At 61.7% G+C, this 24267-nt stretch carries 23 protein-coding genes; 7 read left to right on the top strand and 16 right to left on the bottom strand.

The window, feature by feature from the left end; genetic code table 11:
• Positions 1-120: 120 nt before the first annotated feature.
• The 8 genes from gcvP to arcD (M2497_RS25280) form a co-directional block, all read right to left on the bottom strand.
• Positions 121-2961, bottom strand: a complete 2841-nt coding sequence (gcvP, locus tag M2497_RS25315) for an aminomethyl-transferring glycine dehydrogenase (protein WP_248484021.1) — start codon at positions 2959-2961, stop codon at positions 121-123.
• Between the two features lie 10 nt (positions 2962-2971).
• A complete protein-coding gene (gcvH, locus tag M2497_RS25310; RefSeq protein WP_010208126.1) occupies positions 2972-3355 on the bottom strand; it encodes a glycine cleavage system protein GcvH in 384 nt (127 codons plus the stop codon).
• 317 nt (positions 3356-3672) lie between these two features.
• Positions 3673-5181, bottom strand: a complete 1509-nt coding sequence (locus tag M2497_RS25305) for a sigma-54-dependent transcriptional regulator (protein ID WP_095017427.1) — start codon at positions 5179-5181, stop codon at positions 3673-3675.
• A gap of 113 nt (positions 5182-5294) precedes the next feature.
• Positions 5295-5657 (bottom strand): DUF5064 family protein, encoded by a 363-nt coding sequence (locus M2497_RS25300; RefSeq protein WP_058423256.1) that lies wholly within the window; start codon positions 5655-5657, stop codon positions 5295-5297.
• 18 nt (positions 5658-5675) lie between these two features.
• Entirely contained in the window at positions 5676-6605 is a 930-nt protein-coding gene (arcC, locus tag M2497_RS25295; RefSeq protein WP_248484019.1) for a carbamate kinase, read from the bottom strand.
• 135 nt (positions 6606-6740) lie between these two features.
• Positions 6741-7751 carry an ornithine carbamoyltransferase gene (locus M2497_RS25290; protein ID WP_058423254.1) on the bottom strand — a complete coding sequence of 337 codons (1011 nt, stop codon included), beginning with the start codon at positions 7749-7751 and terminating at the stop codon, positions 6741-6743.
• 12 nt (positions 7752-7763) lie between these two features.
• Positions 7764-9020: an arginine deiminase gene (arcA, locus tag M2497_RS25285; protein WP_248484017.1), complete on the bottom strand. Its 1257-nt coding sequence runs from the start codon at positions 9018-9020 to the stop codon at positions 7764-7766.
• 20 nt (positions 9021-9040) lie between these two features.
• Positions 9041-10468, bottom strand: coding sequence for an arginine-ornithine antiporter (arcD, locus tag M2497_RS25280; protein ID WP_248484015.1), 1428 nt, complete (start codon positions 10466-10468; stop codon positions 9041-9043).
• Positions 10469-10903: 435 nt separating this feature from the next.
• Between arcD (M2497_RS25280) and arcD (M2497_RS25275) the strand changes: the two genes are divergently transcribed.
• Together arcD (M2497_RS25275) and M2497_RS25270 are read left to right on the top strand one after the other, a co-directional pair.
• Positions 10904-12331: an arginine-ornithine antiporter gene (arcD, locus tag M2497_RS25275; protein WP_248484013.1), complete on the top strand. Its 1428-nt coding sequence runs from the start codon at positions 10904-10906 to the stop codon at positions 12329-12331.
• The gene (locus tag M2497_RS25270; RefSeq protein WP_248484011.1) at positions 12328-13191 is read left to right on the top strand and encodes a DNA-3-methyladenine glycosylase; all 864 of its coding nucleotides are present in this window, start codon (positions 12328-12330) and stop codon (positions 13189-13191) included. Before arcD (M2497_RS25275) ends, M2497_RS25270 begins: the two co-directional genes overlap by 4 nt.
• 107 nt (positions 13192-13298) lie before the next feature.
• Here M2497_RS25270 and M2497_RS25265 read toward each other — a convergent pair whose 3' ends face one another.
• The 7 genes from M2497_RS25265 to M2497_RS25235 all read right to left on the bottom strand — a co-directional run bounded on the left by M2497_RS25265 (position 13299) and on the right by M2497_RS25235 (position 18783).
• Entirely contained in the window at positions 13299-14648 is a 1350-nt protein-coding gene (locus M2497_RS25265; protein ID WP_248484009.1) for a CoA transferase, read from the bottom strand.
• A 40-nt stretch (positions 14649-14688) separates the two neighbouring features.
• A complete protein-coding gene (locus M2497_RS25260; protein WP_248484007.1) occupies positions 14689-16032 on the bottom strand; it encodes a HAMP domain-containing sensor histidine kinase in 1344 nt (447 codons plus the stop codon).
• A gap of 68 nt (positions 16033-16100) precedes the next feature.
• The gene (locus M2497_RS25255) at positions 16101-16565 is read right to left on the bottom strand and encodes an LTXXQ domain protein (protein WP_248484005.1); all 465 of its coding nucleotides are present in this window, start codon (positions 16563-16565) and stop codon (positions 16101-16103) included.
• Between the two features lie 121 nt (positions 16566-16686).
• Positions 16687-17364: a response regulator transcription factor gene (locus M2497_RS25250; RefSeq protein ID WP_071489415.1), complete on the bottom strand. Its 678-nt coding sequence runs from the start codon at positions 17362-17364 to the stop codon at positions 16687-16689.
• Between the two features lie 7 nt (positions 17365-17371).
• Positions 17372-17779 (bottom strand): translation initiation factor 2, encoded by a 408-nt coding sequence (locus M2497_RS25245; protein ID WP_248484003.1) that lies wholly within the window; start codon positions 17777-17779, stop codon positions 17372-17374.
• A gap of 106 nt (positions 17780-17885) precedes the next feature.
• Entirely contained in the window at positions 17886-18185 is a 300-nt protein-coding gene (locus M2497_RS25240) for a YciI family protein (RefSeq protein ID WP_071489417.1), read from the bottom strand.
• A 1-nt stretch (position 18186) separates the two neighbouring features.
• Complete coding sequence (locus M2497_RS25235) at positions 18187-18783, bottom strand: septation protein A (RefSeq protein ID WP_071489418.1); 597 nt, start codon at positions 18781-18783, stop codon at positions 18187-18189.
• A gap of 87 nt (positions 18784-18870) precedes the next feature.
• Between M2497_RS25235 and M2497_RS25230 the strand changes: the two genes are divergently transcribed.
• The 5 genes from M2497_RS25230 to rluB all read left to right on the top strand — a co-directional run bounded on the left by M2497_RS25230 (position 18871) and on the right by rluB (position 23528).
• Entirely contained in the window at positions 18871-19734 is an 864-nt protein-coding gene (locus M2497_RS25230; RefSeq protein WP_248484001.1) for a PHP domain-containing protein, read from the top strand.
• A gap of 13 nt (positions 19735-19747) precedes the next feature.
• Entirely contained in the window at positions 19748-20377 is a 630-nt protein-coding gene (locus tag M2497_RS25225; RefSeq protein WP_248483999.1) for an L-threonylcarbamoyladenylate synthase, read from the top strand.
• A 120-nt stretch (positions 20378-20497) separates the two neighbouring features.
• Positions 20498-21196 (top strand): ScpA family protein, encoded by a 699-nt coding sequence (locus M2497_RS25220; protein ID WP_248488255.1) that lies wholly within the window; start codon positions 20498-20500, stop codon positions 21194-21196.
• Positions 21197-21208: 12 nt separating this feature from the next.
• Positions 21209-22129, top strand: a complete 921-nt coding sequence (gene scpB / locus M2497_RS25215) for an SMC-Scp complex subunit ScpB (RefSeq protein WP_248483997.1) — start codon at positions 21209-21211, stop codon at positions 22127-22129.
• Between the two features lie 187 nt (positions 22130-22316).
• Positions 22317-23528, top strand: coding sequence for a 23S rRNA pseudouridine(2605) synthase RluB (gene rluB / locus M2497_RS25210; protein ID WP_025858414.1), 1212 nt, complete (start codon positions 22317-22319; stop codon positions 23526-23528).
• A 166-nt stretch (positions 23529-23694) separates the two neighbouring features.
• Here the strand turns inward: rluB and M2497_RS25205 are convergent, their stop codons facing one another.
• Complete coding sequence (locus M2497_RS25205; protein ID WP_248483995.1) at positions 23695-24192, bottom strand: hypothetical protein; 498 nt, start codon at positions 24190-24192, stop codon at positions 23695-23697.
• Between the last annotated feature and the right edge of the window lie 75 nt (positions 24193-24267).

The raw sequence follows: 24267 nt of genomic DNA, 5'->3' as shown, positions 1-24267 counted from the left end.
CGATCTAGTGTGGGAGGGGGCTTGCCCCCGATGACGGTGTGTCAGTCAGCTTATCTGTGGCTGATGCACCGCATTCGGGGGCAAGCCCCCTCCCACATTTGTACCCAATGCATCCTTTGGTTATGCGTAGCTCTCGATCGACGGGCACGCACACACCAGATTACGGTCACCAAACACGTTGTCGACACGCCCCACCGGCGGCCAGTACTTGCCTTCGATCAACGATGGCACTGGATACACCGCCTGTTCGCGGGTGTAGGGGTGGGTCCACTCACTTACTAGTTCAGCTGCGGTGTGGGGTGCGTTTTTCAGCGGGTTGTCGTCCTTGTCCAGCGTGCCGTTCTCCACTGCGCGGATTTCTTCGCGGATGGCGATCATGGCGTTGCAGAAACGGTCCAGTTCCTCCTTGGATTCGCTTTCGGTCGGCTCGATCATCAAGGTGCCGGCCACTGGGAACGACATGGTCGGCGCATGGAAGCCGAAGTCGATCAGGCGCTTGGCCACGTCATCCACGCTGATGCCGCTGCTGTCCTTCAGCGGGCGCAAATCCAGGATGCATTCGTGGGCTACCAGGCCGTTGCTGCCGGTGTACAGCACCGGGTAGTGCTCTTCCAGGCGCCGGGAAATGTAGTTGGCATTCAGGATCGCCAATTGCGAAGCGCGCTTGAGGCCCGCACCGCCCATCATGCTGATGTACATCCAGGTGATCGGGAGGATGCTTGCGCTGCCGAACGGCGCGGCGCACACCGCGCCTTCCTTGCGTTCCAGGGCCGCGTGGCCAGGCAGGAACGGTGTGAGGTGCGACTTGACGCCAATCGGACCGACGCCCGGGCCGCCACCGCCGTGGGGGATGCAGAAGGTCTTGTGCAGGTTCAGGTGGGACACGTCGCCACCGAACTTGCCTGGGGCGCACAGGCCAACCATGGCGTTCATGTTGGCGCCGTCGATGTACACCTGGCCGCCGTTGTCGTGAATGATGCCGCAGATTTCGCGGATGCCTTCTTCGAACACACCGTGGGTCGATGGGTAGGTGATCATCAGCGCGGCGAGGTGCTCGCGGTGCTCGATGGCCTTGGCGCGCAGGTCTTCGATGTCGACGTTGCCACGGGCGTCGCACGCGGTGACGACCACGCGCATGCCGGCCATGTTGGCGGTTGCCGGGTTGGTGCCGTGGGCTGACGACGGGATCAGGCAGATGTCGCGGCGTTCTTCGCCACGGCTCTGGTGGTAGGCACGGATGGCCAGGAGGCCGGCGTACTCACCCTGGGAACCGGCGTTCGGTTGCAACGAGATCGCGTCGTAGCCGGTAGCCGCGCAGAGCATCGCTTCCAGTTCGGACGTCAGTTGCAGGTAGCCGGCGCTTTGTTCGGCCGGGGCGAACGGGTGCAGGGCACCGAACTCGGCCCAGGTCACCGGGATCATTTCGCTGGCGGCGTTGAGCTTCATGGTGCACGAGCCCAGCGGGATCATGGTGCGGTCCAGCGCCAGGTCCTTGTCGGCCAGTTTGCGCAGGTAGCGCATCAGCTCGGTTTCGGAGTGGTAGCGGTTGAATACCGGGTGGCTGAGCACAGGCGACTGACGCAGCAGGGCGGTCGGCAGGGTGCTTTCAACCTTGGCAGCGAAGTCCGGCAGGGCCTTGCCGTCGGCGAAGATCGCCCACAGGGTTTCGATATCGGCCTGGGTGGTGGTTTCGTCCACCGACACACCAAGATGCTCGCCGTCCACGACGCGCAGGTTGATGCTCTGGGCACGGGCCTTTTCGTGCAGGGCGGCAGTGTTGGCGCCGGTGTTCAGGGTAATGGTGTCGAAGAAGTGGGTTTGCTCGACGTTCTGGCCCAGGGCAGTCAGGCCCTTGGCCAGGATCGCGGTCAACTGGTGCACACGTCGGGCGATCTGGGTCAGGCCCTTGGGGCCGTGGTACACGGCGTACATGCTGGCGATGTTGGCCAGCAATACCTGGGCGGTGCAGATGTTCGACGTGGCTTTCTCGCGGCGGATATGTTGCTCGCGGGTCTGCATGGCCAGGCGCAGGGCCGGCTTGCCGAAACGGTCGACGGACACGCCGACCAGACGGCCCGGCATGTCGCGCTTGAACGCATCCTTGGTGGAGAAGTACGCCGCGTGCGGGCCACCAAAGCCCAGCGGCACGCCGAAGCGTTGCGCGCTGCCGATGGCCACGTCGGCGCCGAACTCACCCGGCGGGGTCAGCAGGGTCAGGGCCAGCAGGTCGGCGGCCACGGCCACCAGGGCATTGGCGGCGTGGAAGCGCTCCGTCAGTTCGCGGTAGTCGAACACGTCACCGTTGCTGGCCGGGTATTGCAGCAGGGCGCCGAAGAATGGGCTGACGTCGCTCAGTTCGCGCTCATCGCCCACCACCACGTCGATGCCCAGCGGCTCGGCACGGGTGCGCAGCACGTCGAGGGTCTGCGGGTGACTGTGGATCGAGGCGAAGAAGGCGTTGCTGCCCTTGTTCTTGCTCAGACGCTTGCAGAAGGTCATGGCTTCGGCGGCGGCGGTGGCTTCGTCGAGCAGGGAGGCGTTGGCGATCGGCAGGCCGGTGAGGTCGCTGATCAGGGTCTGGAAGTTCAGCAGCGCTTCCAGGCGGCCTTGGGAAATCTCGGGTTGGTACGGGGTGTAGGCGGTGTACCAGGCCGGGTTTTCCAGGAGGTTGCGCAGGATTGGCGACGGCGTGTGGCAGTTGTAGTAGCCCTGGCCGATGTAGGTCTTGAACAGTTGGTTCTTGCCGGCGATGGCCTTGATCTTGGCCAGGGCTTCGGCTTCGCTCAGGCCGTCTTCCAGGCCGAGCACGCTGGTGCCCTTGATGCTTTCCGGGATCACGCTGGCGCTCAGGGCTTCCAGGGAGTCAAAACCCAGGCTGGCGAGCATCTGCTGCTCATCTTCCTGGCGCGGGCCGATGTGGCGGGCGATGAATTCGTTGGCGGTGGTGAGATTAACGGTCATGGCGCGCTCCTCAAGCTTCAGCGTTGGCTTTGATCAGGCGATCGTACGCGTCCTGATCCAACAGTTTAGCGACTGCCCCGGCATCGGCCGGTTTAAAGCGGAAGAACCAACCTTCGCCCATCGGGTCTTCGTTGACCAACTCCGGGCTGCCGTCGAGCTTGTCGTTCACTTCGAGGACTTCCCCGTCCAGAGGCATGTACACGCCGCTGGCGGCCTTGACCGATTCCACGGTGGACGCTTCGGCGCCCTTGTCGTAGGCCTGCAACTCCGGCAGTTGCACGAAAACCACATCACCCAGCGCGTTCTGCGCGAAAGCGGTGATACCCACGGTGACGCTGCCGTCAGCTTCGGCGCGCAGCCATTCGTGATCTTCAGTGAAACGCAACTCGCTCATGGAAACTCCTCAGGGCCAGATTCGTCTGGTGGACGGGATTGGAATAATGGGGAGTTGCTTAGCAATATCGCGGCCAACGTCATTAAGCCTATATAAATCAATGACTTGATAGAATTGGTTATGACGATATGCATTTTGCCTGTAGCGATTTCGCTACAGTTGGGCCTGTGAAAAAAAGCCTATGTGGATCAAAGCCTTGCATGGCGCGCAAAAAACAGGGTTGTAGCGATATCGTTACGCTGTAGCGCTTTCAGTACACTGGATGTCGTTCTCAGACCAACATTTGCAATGCGCTCCGACATTTTTAACCATGTCACTCAAGGCTTGTTGGGAATGCCGTACTTGCGCAGACGATGGGCAATCGCCGTATGGGACGTCTGCAACCGGCTGGCCAGTTGTCGAGTCGAGGGGTAGCTGGTGTAGAGCGTTTCCAGCAGGTTGCGCTCGAAGTCTTCCACCGCCTGTTCCAGGCTGTCGATTTCGCCGTCGCTCTGGCGCGCCACCGAGGTGCCGGCGATGTCGAGGTCGCCGATATCCACCAGGCTGCTTTCGCAGATGGCGGCGGCGCGGAAGATCACGTTCTGCAACTGCCGCACGTTGCCTGGCCAGCGGTTGCCCAGCAGCGCCGGGTAAGTGCCGGGCGCCAGGCGGCAAACCGGACGCTGGATCTGCGCACAGGCCTGCTGCATGAAATAGCGGGCGAGCAGCAGGATGTCCTGGCCGCGTGCACGCAGGGGCGGCACTTCGACGTTGAGCACGTTGAGGCGGTAGAACAGGTCTTCGCGGAAGGTGCCTTCGCTGACCATCTTCTCCAGGTCGCGGTGGGTGGCGCTGAGGATGCGCACATTGACCTTCACTTCACGGTCGCCGCCAACGCGTCGGAAGCTGCCGTCATTGAGAAAACGCAGCAGCTTGGCCTGCAGGTACGGCGACATCTCGCCGATTTCATCGAGGAACACCGTGCCCTGGTTAGCCAGTTCCATCAGGCCTGGCTTGCCACCGCGTTGCGCGCCGGTAAAGGCGCCGGGCGCATAGCCGAACAGTTCGCTTTCGGCGAGGTTTTCCGGCAGCGCCGCGCAGTTCAAGGCCAGGAACGGCGCACTGTGGCGGGCACTGATGGCGTGGCAGGCACGCGCCACCAGTTCTTTGCCGGTGCCCGTCTCGCCCTGGATCAACAGCGGCGCATCCAGCGCCGCCACCCGCTGCGCACGCGCCTTGAGGGTGCGGATCACCGGGGACTCGCCAAGCAGCGCATCAAACCCTTCGGCATGGTCATGGTGCAGCGCCGACAGTTGTTCGCCGATGCGGTTGGGTTGATACAGGGTGAGCAAGGCGCCCGCGTCGGTGATCGGCGTGGCGTCCAGCAGCAGGGTCTGGCCGTTGACGCTGATCTCGCGCAGCGGCAAGCGAAAGCCGTGTTCCAGCAAGGTGTCGAGCAGCGCCGGGTCATTAAACAGCTCGCTGATGCTTTCGCCGGCCGGTTCGCGGCCGTACAGGGCGATCAGCGCCGGGTTGGCCAGCAGGATCTTGCCCGCGCTGTCCAGCGCCAGCACCGGGTCGGTCATGGCGGCCAGCAGGGCGTCGAGTTGCAGGTGGCGGCGTTGGCCGGGGAGGATGTCCACCACGGTCACCGCCTGCACGCCGTGCACGCTGAACAGCGCATCGCGCAGCTCTTCGAGCACCTCGGCGCTGAGGGTCGGTGCGTCGATGTAGACGTTGGGTGGCACCATCTCCACCGCATCCAGGTTGAGATTGCGCCCACCGAGCAGGGCCAGGACTTCCTGGGTGATGCCGACGCGGTCGATGAAGCTGACGTGGATACGCATGGGGCGCTAACGATTCTAGGGAGCGAGAGGCGGCAAGTATGCCTTGCAGAGGGTGGAGATCAAAATGTGGGAGGGGCAAGCCCCCTCCCACCGTTGAAGCTGAGTTGTGACCGTTATTCCAAGTGCTCGGGTTTGATCGGGTCCCCGGCCTTCACATCCAGTTGATGCCGCACATCCTCGAACATCAGGTCGTACTGCTTGTGCATCGAGCCATTCAACACCGCGACCTTAGGCATCCCATACTTCTGCGCGATGTTCATCGCATGCCGCGCAAAGTCGAATGCCTGGTCCTTGGGCAGGAAGAACTCTTCCTTGAGGTCCTTGCCCTGCACCGAGCCATGCAGCTTGAACAGCATGCCCTTGCCTTCCTTTGGGTCCTGGCTGACTTCGTAGTCGATGCACAGGTTGTAGCTGTAGTCCTGAGCATTCAGCGCGTGACGTTCAACATGCAAGTGACCGGGTTCAAAGGTGGCCATAGGCGTCTCTCCTCTACTTCACAGATAGGTGATGCCAGGTGTTGCCGTACTGATGCGTGTACCGGCACTGCCCTGGACGATGGCTTCGATGTCCGAGAGTGAACCGATGACGGCGGTTTTGCCAGTCTTGCGGGCGAACTCGCAGGCCGCTTGGACCTTGGGCCCCATGGAACCGGCGGCGAAGCCGAGCTTTTCCATTTCGTCGGGGTGGGCCTGGCCGATGGCCTTCTGGGTAGGCTTGCCGTAGTCGATGAAGGCCGCGTTGACGTCGGTGGCGATCACCAGCAGATCGGCCTCCAGTTGCGAGGCCAGCAACGAAGAACACAAGTCTTTGTCGATCACGGCCTCAATCCCGCGCAGCTTGCCGTCTTCCCCATACATCGTCGGGATGCCACCGCCGCCGGCGCAGATGACGATGGCGCTTTTTTCCAGCAGCCACTTGATCGGGCGGATTTCAAAGATGCGTTTGGGCCGTGGGCTGGCGACCACGCGACGGTACTTGTCACCATCCGGCGCAATGGCCCAGCCTTTTTCGGCGGCGAGTTTCTCCGCTTCGGCCTTGGAATACACCGGGCCGATGGGCTTGGTCGGGTTCTTGAAGGCGGGGTCCTTGGCGTCCACTTCCACTTGGGTGAGCAGGGTAGCGAAGGGCACTTCGAAGTCCAGCAGGTTGCCCAGTTCCTGTTCGATGATGTAGCCGATCATGCCTTCGGTTTCGGCGCCGAGCACGTCCAGCGGGTATGGCGAGACCTGGATGTAGGCCGCTGCCTGCAACGACAGCAGGCCGACTTGCGGGCCATTGCCGTGGGCGATCACCAGCTCGTTGCCGGCATGGATCTTGGCGATCTGTTCGGTGGCGATGCGGATATTGGCGCGTTGGTTGTCCGCGGTCATGGGTTCACCACGGCGGAGCAGGGCGTTGCCGCCCAGGGCTACGACGATGCGCATACAAAATGTCCTTCTGAAATTCATCGTTGTGAACGCGGTTAGTGTGGGAGGGGGCTTGCCCCCGATTGCGGTGTTTCAGCCAGCACTTTTATTACTGATGTACCGCTATCGGGGGCAAGCCCCCTCCCACATTTTTTAGATATCTGCGAGTGCCGACACCAGAATCGCCTTGATGGTATGCATGCGGTTTTCCGCCTGCTCGAACGCGATGTTGGCCGGCGACTCAAACACCTCTTCGGTCACTTCCACGCCATTGGCCAGGTTTGGATACCGCGCGGCGATGTCCTTGCCCACCTTGGTTTCGCTGTTGTGGAACGCCGGCAGGCAGTGCATGAATTTCACCCGTGGGTTGCCCGAGGCTTTCATCATCTTGGCGTTGACCTGGTACGGCAGCAGTTGCTCGATGCGCTCGTCCCACGCTTCCACCGGCTCGCCCATGGACACCCAGATATCGGTGTGGATGAAGTCCACGCCTTTCACTGCTTCCTTCGGGTCTTCGGTGATGGTGATGCGTGCGCCGCTTTCTTCGGCAAACGCCTGGCATTGCTTGATGAAGTCCGCGTGCGGCCACAGCGCTTTGGGTGCGCCGATGCGCACGTCCATGCCCAGCTTGGCGCCGATCATCAGCAGCGAATTGCCCATGTTGTAGCGCGCATCCCCCAGGTAGGCGTAGCTGATGTCATGCAGCGGCTTGTCGCTGTGCTCGCGCATGGTCAGGGTGTCGGCGATCATTTGGGTCGGGTGGAATTCGGCGGTGAGGCCGTTGAACACCGGCACGCCGGCGAACTTGGCCAGCTCTTCGACGATTTCCTGCTCGAAGCCACGGTACTCGATCGCATCAAACATGCGCCCGAGCACGCGGGCGGTGTCTTTCATGCTTTCCTTGTGGCCGATCTGCGACGACACCGGGTCGATGTAGGTGACGTGGGCGCCCTGGTCATGGGCGGCGACTTCGAACGCGCAGCGGGTGCGGGTCGAGGTCTTTTCGAAGATCAGCGCGATGTTCTTGCCTTGCAGGTGCGGACGCTCGGTGCCGGTGTATTTGGCGCGCTTGAGGTCGCGGGACAGGTCCAGCAGGTAGTGCAGCTCGCGGGTGGTGTGGTGCATCAGCGACAGCAGGCTGCGGTTGCGCATGTTGAAAGCCATGATGGAGTCTCCTTAGTAGTCGATTGGGTCGCGGATGATCGGGCAGGTCATGCAGTGGCCGCCGCCACGGCCCCGGCCGAGCTCACCGGCGCTGATAGTGATGACTTCCACCCCGGCCTTGCGTAGCAGGGTGTTGGTGTAGGTGTTGCGGTCGTAACCGATCACCACGCCAGGCTCTACCGCCACCACGTTGTTGCCGTCATCCCATTGTTCGCGCTCGGCGGCGAAGCTGTTGCCGCCGGTCTCGACCACACGCAGTGCCTTGAGGTTGAGGGCCGCGGCGACGGTTTCGAGGAAGTTGGTTTTCTCGCGTTGGATGTCGATGCCGTGTGGCTTGCTTTCATCCGGGCGCAGGGTGAAGGGCACGATCTGGTTGACCACTTCGGGGAAGATGGTCACCAGGTCGCGGTCGCAGAAGCTGAACACGGTGTCCAGGTGCATCGCCGCGCGGGATTTCGGCAGGCCGGCGACGATCACGCGTTCCACCGCCTTGTTCTTGAACAGGTTGCGCGCCAGTTGACCGATGGCCTGGTGGGACGAGCGCTCGCCCATGCCGATCAAGACCACGCCGTTGCCAATCGGCATCACGTCGCCGCCTTCCAGGGTGGAGGCGCCGTGCTCCTGGTCGGGGTCGCCGTACCAGATCTGGAAGTCGGCGTTGGTGAACTCGGGGTGGAACTTGTAGATGGCCGAGGCCAGCAGGGTTTCCTGGCGTCGCGCCGGCCAGTACATCGGGTTGAGCGTCACGCCGCCGTAGATCCAGCAGGTGGTGTCGCGGGTGAACTGGGTGTTGGGCAGCGGCGGCAGGATGAAGCTGGAATGCCCGAGGAAGTCGCGGAACATTTCGATGGTCTTGCCGCCGAAGCTGCTCGGCAGGTCATCGGCCGACACGCCACCGATCAGGTACTCGGCGATCTTGCGCGGCTCAAGGCTGCGCAGCCAGGAGCTGACTTCCTCGACCAGGCCCAGGCCCACGGTGTTGGAGGTAATCTTGCGCTCCAGGATCCAGTCCAGCGCTTCGGGGATGGCGACGATGTCGGTGAGCAGGTTGTGCATTTCCAGCACATCAATATCCCGCTCGCGCATCTTGGTCACGAAGTCGAAGTGGTCGCGCTTGGCCTGGGCCACCCACAGCACGTCATCGAACAGCAGTTCATCGCAGTTGTTGGGGGTCAGCCGCTGGTGGGCCAAACCTGGGGAGCACACCATGACTTTGCGCAGTTTGCCGGCTTCGGAATGTACGCCGTACTTCACTTTTTCCGTGGTCATTACAGATCCTCCAGTCAGAATTACAGAGTCAGGAAGCCGTCGTAGAGCCCATAGGCCGCCACCAGGGCGCCAATGACTACTGCGGCGAAAATCAGCTTCTCGACGTTGGTGAAAATCGGTTTGCCCAGTTCATGCTTGGCCTTGGCGAACAGGATCGCGCCGGGGGCGTAGAGCAGGGCGGAGAGCAGCAGGTATTTGGTGCCGCCGGCGTAGAGCAGCCAGACCGCGTAGATCAGGGCGATGGCGCCGATGAACAGGTCTTTCTTGCGTTCGCGCAGGGCGTTTTCATAGGTCTCGCCGCGCACCGCCAGCAGCAACGCGTAGGCCGCCGACCACAGGTAGGGCACCAGGATCATCGAGGTGGCGAGGTAGATCAGCGACAGGTAGGTGCTGGCGGAAAACAGCGTGATCACCAGGAATATCTGCACCATGGCGTTGGTCAGCCACAGGGCGTTGGCCGGTACGTGGTTGGCGTTCTCCTTGCGCAGGAACTCCGGCATGGTGTGGTCCTTGGCGGCGGCGAACATGATCTCCGCACACAGCAGCACCCACGACAGCAGCGCCCCCAGCAGCGAGATGATCAAGCCGACGCTGATCAGCACCGCGCCCCAGTGGCCCACCACATGCTCCAGCACGGCGGCCATCGACGGGTTCTGCAACTTGGCGAGCTCCGGCTGGGTCATGATCCCCAGGGACAGCACGTTCACCAGCATCAGGAACAGCAGCACGGTGATAAAGCCGATCACGGTGGCCTTGCCGACGTCGGAGCGTTTTTCCGCACGGGACGAGAAGATGCTCGCGCCTTCGATGCCGATGAACACCCACACGGTGACCAGCATCATGTTGCGCACCTGGTTCATCACACTGCCCAGGTCGGGGTTTTTCACGCCCCAGATGTCAGCGGTGAAGATCTCCAGCTTGAAGGCGAACAGCGCGATCAGCACGAACAGCACCAGCGGCACGACCTTGGCGACGGTGGTCACCAGGTTGATGAACGCCGCTTCCTTGATCTCGCGCAGTACCAGGAAGTGCACGGCCCACAGCAGCACCGAGGCGCCGATCACCGCGGCCGGCGTGTTGCCTTCGCCGAAAATGGGGAAGAAGTAACCCAGGGTGCTGAACAGCAACACGAAGTAACCGACGTTGCCCAGCCACGCACTGATCCAGTAACCCCAGGCGGACGAGAAACCCATGTAGTCGCCGAAACCGGCCTTGGCGTAGGCGTATACGCCACCGTCGAGGTCGGGCTTGCGGTTGGCGAGGGTCTGGAACACAAAGGCGAGGGTCAACATGCCGATGGCGGTAATCACCCAACCAATCAATACCGCGCCGACATCGGCACTGGCGGCCATGTTTTGCGGCAGTGAAAAGATCCCGCCGCCAATCATCGAGCCCACGACAAGTGCAACCAGTGCGCCCAGTCGAAGTTTTCCGGGAGATTCAGACATCGCATAACTCCAATGCAGGAGAAGAGAGACCACAGAATAAATCCGTGCGCTAATCAAACAGCTGACTCAGATCACTTCATTGGCACATTCCATTGTGAATTAATGACTTAGGCTGGAAACTCGTGGGCGATAAGAATCCTCGGAAAGTATTGACGCAGAGCCATTCTTTCCTTTTGGTTAATCATTTAGTCAGCGCTATGGAGGTTTTAAGCTAGACCGTATTCTTGAATATGCAAACATTTCGAAAGGCGTTTCGCGAACGGTCAGACAATCCGATATTTAAATTCTAAATAAGACTAAACTCGAATGCCTGACATGCGATTGCGTTATGAGCCTCTTGGTTTTATCGCCTTCACTAATAAACGCTACACTCGCTGAGTTAATTAGCCGAGTGCACCGTTGTCAGCTCAAGTTGTTGTTCATTCAGGAGTGTTCATGTCTCAACCGGCCCAGAAACTGCGACTTGGTGCCCTGATTGCCCTGGTGGTGGGCTCGATGATCGGCGGCGGGATTTTTTCCTTGCCACAAAACATGGCCGCACGCGCCGAGGTGGGGGCCGTGTTAATCGGTTGGGCAATCACCGCGGTCGGCATGCTGACCCTGGCCTTCGTGTTCCAGACCCTGGCCAATCGCAAGCCCGAACTGGATTCGGGCGTGTATGCCTACGCCAAGGCCGGGTTCGGTGACTACATGGGGTTCTCGTCGGCCTGGGGCTACTGGATCAGCGCGTGGATGGGCAACGTCGGTTACTTCGTGTTGCTGTTCAGTACCCTAGGCTATTTTTTTCCGGTGTTCGGCCAGGGCAACACGCCGGTGGCGATCGGCTGTGCCTCGTTGCTGCTGTGGGCCGTGCATTTCCTGGTGTTGCGCGGGATCAAGGAGGCGGCGTTCATCAACCAGATCACCACGGTGGCGAAGATCGTGCCGCTGCTGATGTTTATCGTGATCGCCGCCGTGGCGTTCAAGGCGGATATCTTCACTCGCGATATCTGGGGCCTGGGCAACCCGAATATGGGCAACGTGGTGGACCAGGTGCGCAACATGATGCTGGTCACCGTGTTTGTGTTTATCGGCATCGAGGGTGCCAGCGTGTACTCGGCGCGGGCCGAGAAACGCTCGGACGTGGGCCGCGCCACGCTGATCGGTTTTCTCGGCGTGCTGGCCCTGTTGGTGCTGGTGAATGTGCTGTCCCTGGGCATCATGAGCCAGCCGGAACTCGCGCAATTGCAAAACCCGTCCCTGGCCGGCGTGCTGGAACATATCGTCGGCCCCTGGGGGGCGATGGCGATCAGCATCGGCCTGGCGGTGTCACTGGTCGGTGCCTTGCTGTCCTGGGCGCTGCTTTGTGCGGAAATCCTCTACGCCACGGCCCATGACAAGACCATGCCGGCGTTCCTGAAGAAGGAAAACGCCAATCAAGTGCCGGTCAACGCGTTGTGGCTGACCAATGTGATGATCCAGCTCTTCCTGGTGATCACGCTGTTTTCCCACAGCACCTACACGACCCTGATTTACCTGGCCTCATCGATGATCCTGGTGCCCTACCTGTGGTCGGCCGCGTATGCCGTGCTGTTGAGCGGGCGCGGCGAAACCTACGAAGACGCCCACGGCCAGCGTTTGAAGGACTTGCTGGTGGGCCTGATCGCTCTCGGCTACGCCGTGTGGCTGCTGTATGCCGGGGGCTTGAAGTACCTGCTGCTGTCGGCGCTGTTGTATGCACCGGGGGTGATCCTGTTTGCCCTCGCCAAGCGTGAGCAGCGCCAGCCCTTGTTTACCCACATGGAAAAAGGCATTTTCAGCTGTGTGATCACCGGCGCGGGGCTGGCGGCGTATGGGCTGTACAGCGGGGTGTTGTCGTTGTGAGACTGGCGTATCAGCCGCCTTATGATTGGGCGGCGATGGTGGGGTTTCTGTCGGCGCGGGCGATCGGCGGGATGGAGACGGTCGAGGCGGGGGTGTACCGGCGCAGTATCAGCCTCGGCGGGCAGCACGGCTGGATCAGCGTGGCACTGGGGGATGGCGATTGGCTAGACGTCGAGGTGGGTTCTCCAGACCCGGCGGCGTTGCCTGAGATCGAACGGCGCCTGCGCACGATGTTCGATCTGGATGCGCAGCCCCAGTTGATCAACCCGCAATTGGCGACGGATCCCTTGATGGCGCAGTTGGTCGCGGCCCGTCCGGGCCTGCGCGTGCCGGGCACCTGGGATGGCCTGGAACTGGCGATTCGTGCGGTGCTGGGCCAGCAGATTACCGTGGTGGCGGCGATTCGCCTAGCGGGCAAGCTGGTGGCGCAATATGGCCAGCCGCTGGAGACGCCGTACGTCGGTATCACCCATGTGTTCCCCTCGGCCGAAGTATTGGCGGCAGCGGACCTGGCCACCCTGGGCATGCCGAAGGCGCGTGGACGGACCTTGTCCGGCGTCGCGCAGGCGTTGCTGGATGACCCTCAGCTGTTCGAAGCCAAGGCCAGCCTCAAGGATGGTGTGGCCCGGCTGGTGGCGTTGCCGGGGATTGGCGACTGGACCGCGCAATACATCGCCATGCGCCAGATGCGCGAGACGGATGCGTTTGCGTCGGGGGATATCGGCTTGATCAATGCGCTGGCGGCGTTGGAGGGCGGGCCGGTGTCGGCGCGGCAGTTGCTGGCGCGGGCCGAGGCGTGGCGGCCGTTGCGGGCGTATGCGGCGCAGCATTTGTGGACTTCGTTGCAACGGGTGGATTGATAGTGACGGTACGGGCCTCATCGGGGGCAAGCCCCCTCCCACAGTTTGATTTGTGAACAACATCCAAAAATGTGGGAGGGGGCTTGCCCCCGATGGCGATAGTCGAGTCACCACTGCGCTCGGTGTGAACCCAGTTCCCCAGCCGGCAGATCCCACTGCAACGGCGTGCCGCTGATAGTCACCGGCGGCAACAATCGATGCGCCTGGCCCCAGGCCGTCTGTTCCACTACCAGGCCTTGATCGCTCGGTTGCTCGGCCCGCAATGCCGGCTGCTCCGGCACCTGCCCGGCGTCCACCAGCAACTTCGCCGTACGCGCCAACGACAACCGCGCCGAACCGCCACGGCCGGTTTTCAACCGTTCGCTCAATGCCCGAATCGCACTGGCCGCCATCAAATACCCGGTGGCGTGATCCAGTGCCTGCAACGGCAGCGGCACCGGTTTGTCCGCGTGTTTCCAGGCCATGCCTGCGGCGGCAATCCCGCTGCTCATCTGCACCAGGCTGTCGAAACCCCGGCGGTTGCGCCACGGGCCGCTCCAACCGTAGGCGTTGAGGCTCACGTCGATCAGGCCGGGGGCAATGGCTTGCAGGGCGCTGGCGGTGTAGCCCAATTGCTCCAGGGCGTCGGCGCGGTAGCCGTGGAACACAATGTCGGCGTCCTTGAGCAGGCTTTCGAAAACCAGGCGGCCTTGGGCGCTCTTCAAGTCCCGGCGGGCGCAGCGTTTGCCCAGGGTCATTTCCGGCACTACGCCGGGCTCGTTCCAGGTCGGTGAGTCGATGCGCAATACATCCGCACCCAGCCCTGCGAGGAAACGGCTGGCCACCGGGCCGGCCAGCACGCGGGTCAGGTCCAATACCTTGAGGCCCGCCAGTGGACGCGCCACCGAGCCGAGCCAGGGTTTGTCGACGGAGGTTGCCAAGGTCTGGCGCTGCACCAGTGCCTCGGCATTGACGGCCAGGCCCTGAGGGTGGGTTTGCCAGGCTTGCCAGGTACGCATCTGCGCGGCACAACCGCCTTCATCGACAATCGCCTGTTCCAGTTCGGCGGCATTCCAATTGGCTACCTTGCCGGCCATCGCGATGCGATCAGCCACCTTGCCCAGTACCCGTTCAGCGGCGGCGCGGTGATGGGGCGCGTTGGTGTGCAGGCGAATCCAGCCATCGGCGCAGGCGTAGTCACCGGCCACCGGGTCCCACAGCGGTGGCGTTTTCCAGCCTATCGGGCGAATCGATGACGAGAACCAGAAGGACGCCAGTCGCCGGTCCACACTCACGCCGGGCAGTCGCCCGGTCTGTTGCAGGATCAACTGGGCCACGGCCTGGCCGGCGGCACCGATACTGGCAACCGCCAGGTCGGTGACGGCAAAGGCCGAGGGCAGGGCGCCGGCTTCGGTGCTGGTCAGCGGCGTGCGCGGTAGATCGAGTGCGGCTTGGATGGGAGTCAGCAGGTCAGTCATCAACGGCCCTCCGTAAGAGAAGGGCCACTATAGAAGATGATCAGGCCGGTGTGACAATCCCAGGTTCCAGCGGCAGATCGATACTGGCGATAAAACCGCCTTGGGCATGATTGGCCAGGAACAGGTTGCCGCCATGGCGCTCGGCGGCGCGACGGGCAATCGCCAGACCCAGACCGTGGCCTTGTGCGGTCTGGCCTGGGGCGCGATAGAACGGTTCGCCCAATTGGCTCAGGTGTTCGGCGTCAACGCCGGGGCCGTGGTCGCGCACGCTGATCACAATATGCTCGCCGTGAAGGTGGGCGTGTAGCTCGATCGGCTGGCCCGGCGGGTTGAAGCGCTGGGCGTTGCGCAGCAGGTTATCCACTGCCCGTTCGATCATGGTCGGCCACCCCTTGAGGTGCAGTTCGGTGTCGGTGGTGAGCTGCACCACCTGATCCGGCGCGCTGAGCTGTGCGTCTTTTTGCAGGGTCTTGAGCAACGGGTTGAGGTCGATTTCTTCGGCGCTGGCGTTATCGGCATCGACGCGGGCCAGTACCAGAATCTCGCTGATCAGAGCCTCCAGGCGATCACATTCGCGGGTCAGGCGAGGCCAGAGTCTTTCGCGTTCTTCGGGGCTGGCGCGTTCGGCCAGGGCCAGGGCGATCCGCAGGCGCGCCAGGGGCGAGCGCAGTTCGTGGGACACGTCGCGCAGCAACTGGCGCTGGCTGCCGATCAGGCTTTGCAGGCGCGCGCCCATGCGGTTGAAGTCGGTGGCCAGTACGCCGAACTCATCGCGCCGGTTGGCCAGTTGCGCCAGGCTGTTTTGTTGGTAGGTGGCTTGCCCAAGGTCATGCACTGCGCCGCGCAGTCGGCTTAAGGGGCGCGTGATGGACAGTGTGACGAACAGGCTGAACAGGGTCAGCACCACCAAGGCGATGACCAATGCGCTCAACGGCCATGTCAGGCTGCTGCGATGCCATTCGTCCAGTTCCGGGTGCGGGATGCGGTAGATCAACAGGTAAGTGTCGCCGGTCTTCTCACTGGTGTATTCAGCGGTCAGGCGGCGCCAGGGCAGGTGGCCGTCCTTGCTATCGTTCTGGCGGGCTTCGAAGGCGGCGGCGCGGCGTGGGAAGGTGCCGCGCACCACCGGCTCGCCGCTTTCGTTCAGCACCTGCACGTCGATGTGGTACTGGCGTTTGCGCTGTTGCAGCAACTCCTGGGCAGCGTCCTCACCCTGGGTTTCGTAGAGTTGGGTCCACTCTTCGGCCAGGTTGTTGAGGCCAGGGTGACGGCTGAGAATCCAGGCATCTTGATTGAGCATATGCCCAAGCAGGATCGACAACCCGGCAACCAAGGCGATGGCCAGCCAGAAACTGGCCAGGATGCGCCAGAACAATGAACGCACAGGAAACCCTCAAGCAGGAAAAGCCCAGTGGCGGGGGCCACTGGGCTGGGAGCGTTAACGCGAGGGCATTATTGCGCTTTTTGCGGCTGTTGCGCTTTCCAGGCCTGGAATTCCTTCCATTCGGCGCGGCGCTGTTCCTGCTGCTTGACGATTTCGTCGAATTTCTTCTGCTGGTCTGGCTTGAGCAGCGCACGGATATCCGCCTGGGTTTTCTGCTTGCCGGCGGCGATTTCGTCCTGCATGGCCTTCTGGTCAGCAGCCGGGAGCTTGTCCAGGTACTTTCTGGTCAGGTCCTTGCGAGCGTGCCATTGGTCGCCCATCAGTTTGCCGATCTGCTGGCGCTGTTCCTTGCTCAGGTCCAGTTGGCTGAAGGGGCCGCCTTTGCCACGCGGACCGTGTTCGCCGTCGTGACCCGGGCCACCCATCATATGGCCTTCGGGGCCGCCCATCGGGCCTGGGCCTTCGGGCATTGCCGCCATGGCAACGGTCGGCAGGGCAGCGGCGAACATCAAAGCGATAAGGGTCTTGCGCATGGTGATTCTCCTGTCTCTATTCCGGTGAGTCCGGATGTGAGTAGATTACGGAGATCAAGGTCAGCCGCCGTCAGGAGAGGGTAAAGGTTTGGTAAGGGGAAGGCGGCAGCTGATAGCTGCTTCAAAGGCTGTAATAGTAGCCCCGACTGCGCAACGCCACGATGCGTGGTCGGCCGTCCGGGTGCGGGCCGATCTTTTTGCGCAGGTTGCTCACGTGCATGTCCAGGCTGCGATCGTAAAGGGTCAGTTTGCGGCCCAGGGCGATCTGCGCCAGTTCCTGTTTGTCCAAGGGCTCGCCGGGCTGGCGTAGCAAGGCTTCCAGCAGGCGGCTTTCGGAGACGGTGAGGGAAAATTCCTGTTCATCGATGCTGACCACGCCGCGCACCGGGCTGAAACACAGGTCGCCCAATTCGAGCTGGGTGGACACGGCGGCCGGGTGGCTGCGGCGCAGCACGGCGCGCAGGCGTGCGGTGAGCTCGCGTGGGTCGCAGGGCTTGGCCAGGTAATCGTCGGCACCCAGTTCCAGGCCGAGAATGCGGTCCAGTGGTTCGCCGCGCGCCGACAGCATCAGCACCGGCAGCTCCGGGTGGTCGTTGCGTAATTGCTTGAGCAGTTCCAGGCCGCTGCCGTCGGGCAGCATCACGTCGAGTACCACTGCGGCCGGGGCACTGTCGGCCAAGGCTTTGCGGGCGCTCAAACCGTCATGGCAGGCGCGTACCTGGAAGCCTTCCTGGCTCAACCAACTGGTCAGCAGCTCGCAGAGCTCCTGGTCATCATCTATCAGTAACAGCTCGCTCATGACTCACTCAATTTAGCCATTGTCGACGGCGACGGTGCCCACCGCTGGCGAAGATCCCGCATAGCAAGGCGATCAGCGCCACGGCCCCACCGGTGACGAACCATTGTTGCTGCTCGGTCAGCCATCGGGTCAAGGCGCCGCCCTGTGTTTCTTTGAGTTGCTGGGCCAGGCGTTGGTTCTCTTGGCGAAGGCGACTCAGTTGGGCGCTTTCGCGTGTAGCATCTACGTTTTGCAGTTGCTTGCTCAATTCTTCACGCTGGCGTTCGCTTTCTTTCAACCGCTGCTGCAACTCGGTGATCTGGGCGCCGGCACTCAAGGACAGAGGCGTGGAACTGCCGGTGTTCGAGGTTTCTTCAGCGTGGGCCGTAGCCCCGATCATTACCACTGACAACAGACACAACTGACGTAAGCGCATCGGAACTCCTGATTCCACACGAATATTCAGAACGTTGTCGGCAGGTTACCGAGAATAATGAGCAATTAGGAGCGCGCCGAACCGATTAGGTTCGGCGTGGCCGTTATCAAGGCAGGACTTGCTTGAACGGCTTGATCACGACGTCGGCGTAAACGCCGGCAGCTACATAAGGATCAGCCTTGGCCCAGGCCTGGGCATCGGCCAGGGAGGCAAACTCGGCGACGATCAGGCTACCGGTGAAACCGGCGTCGCCTGGGTCGTTGCTGTCTACCGCAGGGTGTGGACCCGCCAGCACGATACGGCCTTCGGCCTGCAACTGCTTGAGGCGCTCGACATGGGCCGGGCGCACGCTCAGGCGTTTTTCCAGCGAGTCGGCAACGTCGGTGGCAATGATGGCGTAGAGCATGTCAATCCTCGGTTTTCGGGGTGGTAGGGGCGACGTCATGCAGGTGGCGCGACAGGTAGATACCCTGGCCGACCAGGAACAGCACGGTCATGGCCAGGCTGCCGAAGACCTTGAAGTCGACCCAGTAGTCCTGGAAGGTAAAGGCCACGAACAGGTTGGCGGCGCCGCAGAACAGGAAGAACACGATCCACGCAACGTTCAGGCGTGTCCACACCGGATCCGGCAGGGTCAGCGCGTGGCCCATGATCCGCTTGATCAACAGGCGGTCACCGATGAAGTGGCTGCCGATAAACACCAGGGCGAACAGCCAGTTCACCACCGGCGCTTTCCATTTGAGGAAGGTTTCGCTGTGGAAGGCCAGGGTCAGGCCGCCGAATACCAGGCATGCGACCAGGGTGAGCCATTGGCTTTTTTCCAGCTTGCGCTGGGAGATGAAAATGGCGCCGTAGACGACGATAGAGCTGATGATCAGTACGGCGGTGGCGCTGTAGATGCCCCCGAACGAGAACGCATGACCGGCGATTTCGATGACCCTGGGGTCGAGCTTGGTAACGATGAAAAACAGCAACAGCGGGATGAAGTCGATGAATTGTTTCACAGTAAGAGCCAGAAGCTGGATGTGGCGGCATAATAACAAACATCCTTGGTAGCGAAAGCGCCAGCTGACTTGAGGTTACACATCCCCGTGAATGTTGATTTGCACTGCCACAGCACGGCCTCCGACGGCGCCCTGGCGCCTGCGTTACTGGTTGCGCGTGCGTTTGAAAAAGGCGTGCGAGTCCTGGCGTTGACCGACCACGACACCCTCGAAGGCCTCGACGAAGCCCGCGAAGCCGCGCATGCGTTGGGCATGCAGCTGGTCAACGGTGTGGAGTTGTCCTGCACCTGGGGTGGCGCCACCATTCATGTACTCGGCTACGGCTTTGATCAAAAAGCCCCGCCTTTGGTCGCCGCCATTGCCCAGTTGCACGATGGCCGCTGGCTGCGGTCCGAAGAAATAAGCCGCAAGCTCGGCCTTAAAGGCATGTCCGGTGCCCTGGAAGGCGCCCGCGCCATCCAGCAGGAACTGGGTGACAGCGGCAACGCACCCGCGCGGCCGCACTTTGCCGACTGGATGGTACGTGAAGGTTTTGTAAAGGACCGCGCCGAAGCGTTCCGCAAATGGCTGGGCGCCGGCAAGTTGGGTGATGTGAAGCAACACTGGCCGACCCTGGAGGACACCGTCGAGACCCTGCGGGCCTCCGGGGCCTGGGTCAGCCTGGCCCATCCCTGGCACTACGATTTCACCCGCAGCAAGCGCCGCAAGCTGATTGCCGACTATATTGGAGCGGGCGGCCACGCAATCGAAGTGGTCAACGGGCATCAACCCGCCGAGCAGGTCGGCAGCCTGGCGATTCTTGCCCGCGAATTTGGTCTGCTGGTCAGTGCCGGCAGTGATTTTCATGGCCCAGGCGGCTGGTCCGAGATCGGCGAGTATCGCCCCGTCCCGGAAGATTTGCCGCTCTTGTGGGGGCGATTCAAGCATGACCCCATTATTGCCACCGTCTGAACAGGTAGAACACGTGAGTCAATTCTTCCAGATTCATCCGGAAAACCCCCAGGCGCGCCTGATCAAACAGGCCGTCGAGATCATCCGCGCCGGCGGCGTGGTGATCTACCCAACCGATTCGTCCTACGCCATTGGTTGCCAGATCGGCGACAAGGGCGCGGTCGAGCGGGTAAGACGCCTGCGCCAGTTGGACGACAAGCACAACTTCGCACTGATCTGCAGTGACCTGTCCCAGTTGGGGCTGTTCGCCAAGGTCGACACCGGCACCTTCCGCCTGCTCAAGGCTCACACGCCGGGGCCCTACACCTTTATTCTGAATGCCACCCGCGAAGTGCCGCGCCTGCTGCTGCACCCGAAGAAGCGCACCATTGGCCTGCGGGTGCCAGAGCATCCCATTGCCCTGGCGCTGCTTGAAGAACTGGGTGAGCCGTTGATGAGCGTGTCGTTGATCATGCCCGGCGACACCCATCCCCTGGAAGATCCGTATGAAATGCGTCAGCTCCTGGAAAAGCAGGTGGACCTGATCATCGACGGCGGTTTCGGCGGCGGCAAAGCTTCCACCGTGATCAACCTGGCCGACGGCGAACCCGAAGTGATCCGCGTGGGTTGCGGCGACCCGGCGCCGTTCATGGTCGAGGCCTGAATGTCAGCCGTGGAAACCGTCGACAGCCAGGCGGGCGCCCAGCAGGAACTGCCGTTTGCCATGGTGTACGGCCAGGCGGTCATGGAAATGCCCCTGGATCTGTACATTCCGCCGGACGCGCTGGAAGTCTTCCTGGAGGCTTTCGAAGGTCCGCTGGATTTGCTGCTGTATTTGATCCGCAAGCAGAACATCAACATCCTCGATATTCCGGTGGCGGAAATCACGCGCCAGTACATGGGCTATGTGGAGCTGATGCAGTCGGTGCGCCTGGAGCTGGCCGCCGAGTACCTGGTGATGGCTGCCATGCTCGCCGAGATCAAGTCGCGCATGCTGCTGCCGCGCTCGGAGACGGTGGAGGCCGAAGAAGACGACCCACGCGCTGAACTGATCCGACGCCTGCAGGAGTACGAACGCTTCAAGGCCGCCGCCGAAGGCATCGATGGCCTGAGCCGGGTGGGCCGCGACGTGGTGGTGCCCAAGCTGGATGCCCCCGAGGCCCGTGCGCGCAAACTGTTGCCGGACGTGAGCCTGGAAGAATTGCTGATGTCCATGGCCGAGGTGCTGCGCCGGGGCGATATGTTTGAAAGTCACCAGGTCAGCCGCGAGGCGCTGTCCACCCGCGAGCGCATGAGCGACGTGCTGGAGCGCCTCAAGGGCGGCGGCTTCGTGCCGTTTGTCGAGCTGTTCACCACCGAAGAAGGGCGCCTGGGGGTGGTGGTGACGTTTATGGCGATCCTCGAACTGGTCAAGGAGTCGTTGGTCGAGCTGGTCCAGAATGAGCCTTTTGCGGCTATCCACGTGCGGGCGCGAGCCGAATAAAGAGCTGAATCGATGAATCTGACTGAACCCCGCGAACTGGCACCGCTGCTGGAAGCTTTCCTACTGGCGTCGGGCAAACCGCAATCCCTGGAGCGTTTGTTCGAGCTCTTTGAAGAGGCCGAACGTCCCGAGCCGCCGGTGTTCAAGAAGGCGCTGGAGATTCTGCGCAAATCCTGCGACGGCCGTGCTTTTGAATTACGCGAAGTGGCGTCGGGTTATCGCCTGCAGATTCGTGAGAAATTTTCACCTTGGGTCGGACGCCTGTGGGAAGAGCGCCCCCAGCGTTATTCTCGGGCGATGCTGGAGACCATGGCGCTGATCGCCTATCGCCAGCCGATCACCCGGGGTGAGATCGAGGACGTGCGGGGCGTGGCGGTCAACAGCCATATCGTCAAGACGTTGCTGGAGCGCGAGTGGATCCGCATCGTCGGTTACCGTGACGTGCCCGGCAAACCGGCGATGTTTGCAACCACCAAGGTGTTCCTCGACCATTTCAACCTGAAAAACCTCGACGACTTGCCGCCGCTGGCCGAATTGCGCGAAATGGAAGCGGAGCCGGTGCTCGACTTCGACGATGCCCCGGTGCCGGCCAGCCTGCAGGAGCTCGCCGATGCGACAGCAGAGCCGGAAGAACCGAAGGACGAAACCAGCTTCCACACCTTGCTGCTGGAACTGGACGACATGGAGCAGGGCATCAAGACCGACTTTGATGACTTGCTGCGCGATGGTGCGACTGAGGCAGAACCCCAGGAAACCGTTGACCCTGAACCTGAGCCCGAACCTGAAGAAGACATCCTCGGCGTCGCCGAAGCCCGTGAAAAACTCCTGGCCGCCGTCGCCGCCCTCGAACAGCCGCCGCTGAGCGACGAAGAAGACGAAGCCCGGGCCCTGGCCGAAGCTATCGAGGCCGAGCGTCGCCAGTTCGAAGATTGACCCGGATCCCAAATGGCCCACCGGTCGGCGGAAAAACCGATTGCCGGCCACTAATCGACTAGTCTCTGATGCGCAACGCGCGCCATGCGCGTATGATTCGCGACCCTTTGCCGAGCTATTCGGCCAAAGCCCCGCTTTCAACACTCTTCAGGCCACGCCTGAATCGACCCACCGGGAGGTGCTTAAGATGAACGACAAAGACCAGAACGACAGCCAGGAAATCGGCCCAGCAGGCGAAAAACTGCAAAAGGTGCTGGCGCGTATCGGCGTGGGCTCGCGCCGCGACGTCGAAGCCTGGATCACCCAGAAGCGCATCAAGGTCAACGGCGTCGAGGCTACCCTCGGCCAGCGCGTCGACCTGCACGACGCAATCACCATCGATGGCAAGGTCATCAAGCGTGAAGAGGCCGCCGAATCGGTGCGCCGCGTGATCATGTACAACAAGCCCGATGGCGAGATCTGCACCCGCGACGACCCGGAAGGCCGTCCGACCGTGTTCGACAAGATGCCCAAGCCCAAAGAAGGCCGCTGGATCAACATCGGTCGCCTGGATATCAACACCACTGGCTTGCTGATGTTCACCACCGACGGTGAATTGGCCAACCGCCTGATGCACCCGTCCTACGAGATGGACCGCGAGTACGCCGTGCGTGTACGCGGCGAAGTCGACGACGAGATGATCGAGCGCCTCAAGGCGGGCGTGGTGCTGGAAGACGGCCCGGCCAAGTTCACCGACATCAAGCAGGCGCCAGGTGGTGAAGGTTTCAACCACTGGTACCACTGCGTGGTGATGGAAGGCCGTAACCGTGAAGTGCGTCGCCTGTGGGAATCCCAGGGCCTGGTGGTCAGCCGCCTGAAGCGCGTGCGTTTCGGCCCGGTATTCCTCAACTCCGACCTGCCGATGGGCCGCTGGCGCGAAATGAGCCAGTACGAAGTCGACATCCTCAGTGCCGAAGTCGGCCTGACGCCGGTGGCGATGCCGCAGATGAACGCCAAGAGCAAAGACAAGCTTGAGCGTATGCAGCGTAAATCGTCGCGCCCGGTGGCGCGCACCGAGCGGGTTGCCCGCACCCTGCGCCCGGCGTTGAATGCTCCGGCGACCGGCGGTCGTATTTCCCGTGAGCCGCAGATCGAAGGTGAGCGCCGCCCAACCGCGCCGTCGCGTCAGGAAGGCGAGCGTGCGCCACGTGCGCCGCGTCCTGCCCCATCGGGTGGCCGCAGCAACCGGGGTGAAGCGGATCGCCCGGCCGACAACGCCAGCACCAAGCGTCCAGCCAAGCCTGCCGCTAACAAGCGTCCCGGCCCGAAACTGGTCGCGGACGAGCCGTCTGGCAAGCGCCGTGGCGCACCGGCCGGTTCTGGCCAGCGTCCTGGTTTTGGCCGCAAGAAGCCGCAGTGATCTGCTAAGGGACTCAGTGGGGTTTAAATCTCGCTGGGTTCTGCGTGATAGTTTAATTAATGTAAAACCACTCACACCCCACTGGATGTGGAGTGTGAGTGGTTCATAAAATGAACTTCGAGCTTTTTATTGTTTATATAAATCTAAAAGCCTGAATGGCGTGTCGTTAACAAGATGATAGTCTGAGCGTGCCGTGGCAGTTAACCAGCTTCGAAACGTCACTTAGGGGAACGGTCTGCGGATTATCTTTGGAGTGATTGTATTCTAATACACTATTCCCTATTAATGATGGTCTTTCGCTGGTGTCTGCTCCTGGGCAGGACACATTGATATGACATTGGCCGTTTGAGGCAGTTGAGATTCCACTGGTACTGGCTATACAGCTGTGATAAGCGCTGCTGCTTTTCCATGCAGTTAGGCAGGCTGAGTCCTGGGAGGGAGCTGCTGGAGTAGGATGGTTGGCATTGTCACGCTCTATTGCCTCTCTTTGGCGTTCTGCTTGTTCACGTTCCAATCTTTCTATTAAGCGCTGATTTGCTTCTCTGTCTTCGGCGCTGTCGGCTAATAGAATTGTATCTTGATGAGCCGGCCCGGCTAACGTTGTGTGTGAAAAAAAAGCCATTGATAGATAGATAACACACAACGCGGTGATTGTATTTTTCATCCTATATTTCCTCTGGGTTAGCCCTGGCCCGCACGGGGGGGCTGACTGGTATCAGCTGGCTGATAGCTGGAATAT

This window comes from Pseudomonas sp. CYM-20-01, assembly GCF_023169845.1.
Classification (GTDB): Bacteria; Pseudomonadota; Gammaproteobacteria; order Pseudomonadales; family Pseudomonadaceae; genus Aquipseudomonas; species Aquipseudomonas azotoformans.
This window is presented reverse-complemented; position numbering and strand designations above follow the sequence as displayed.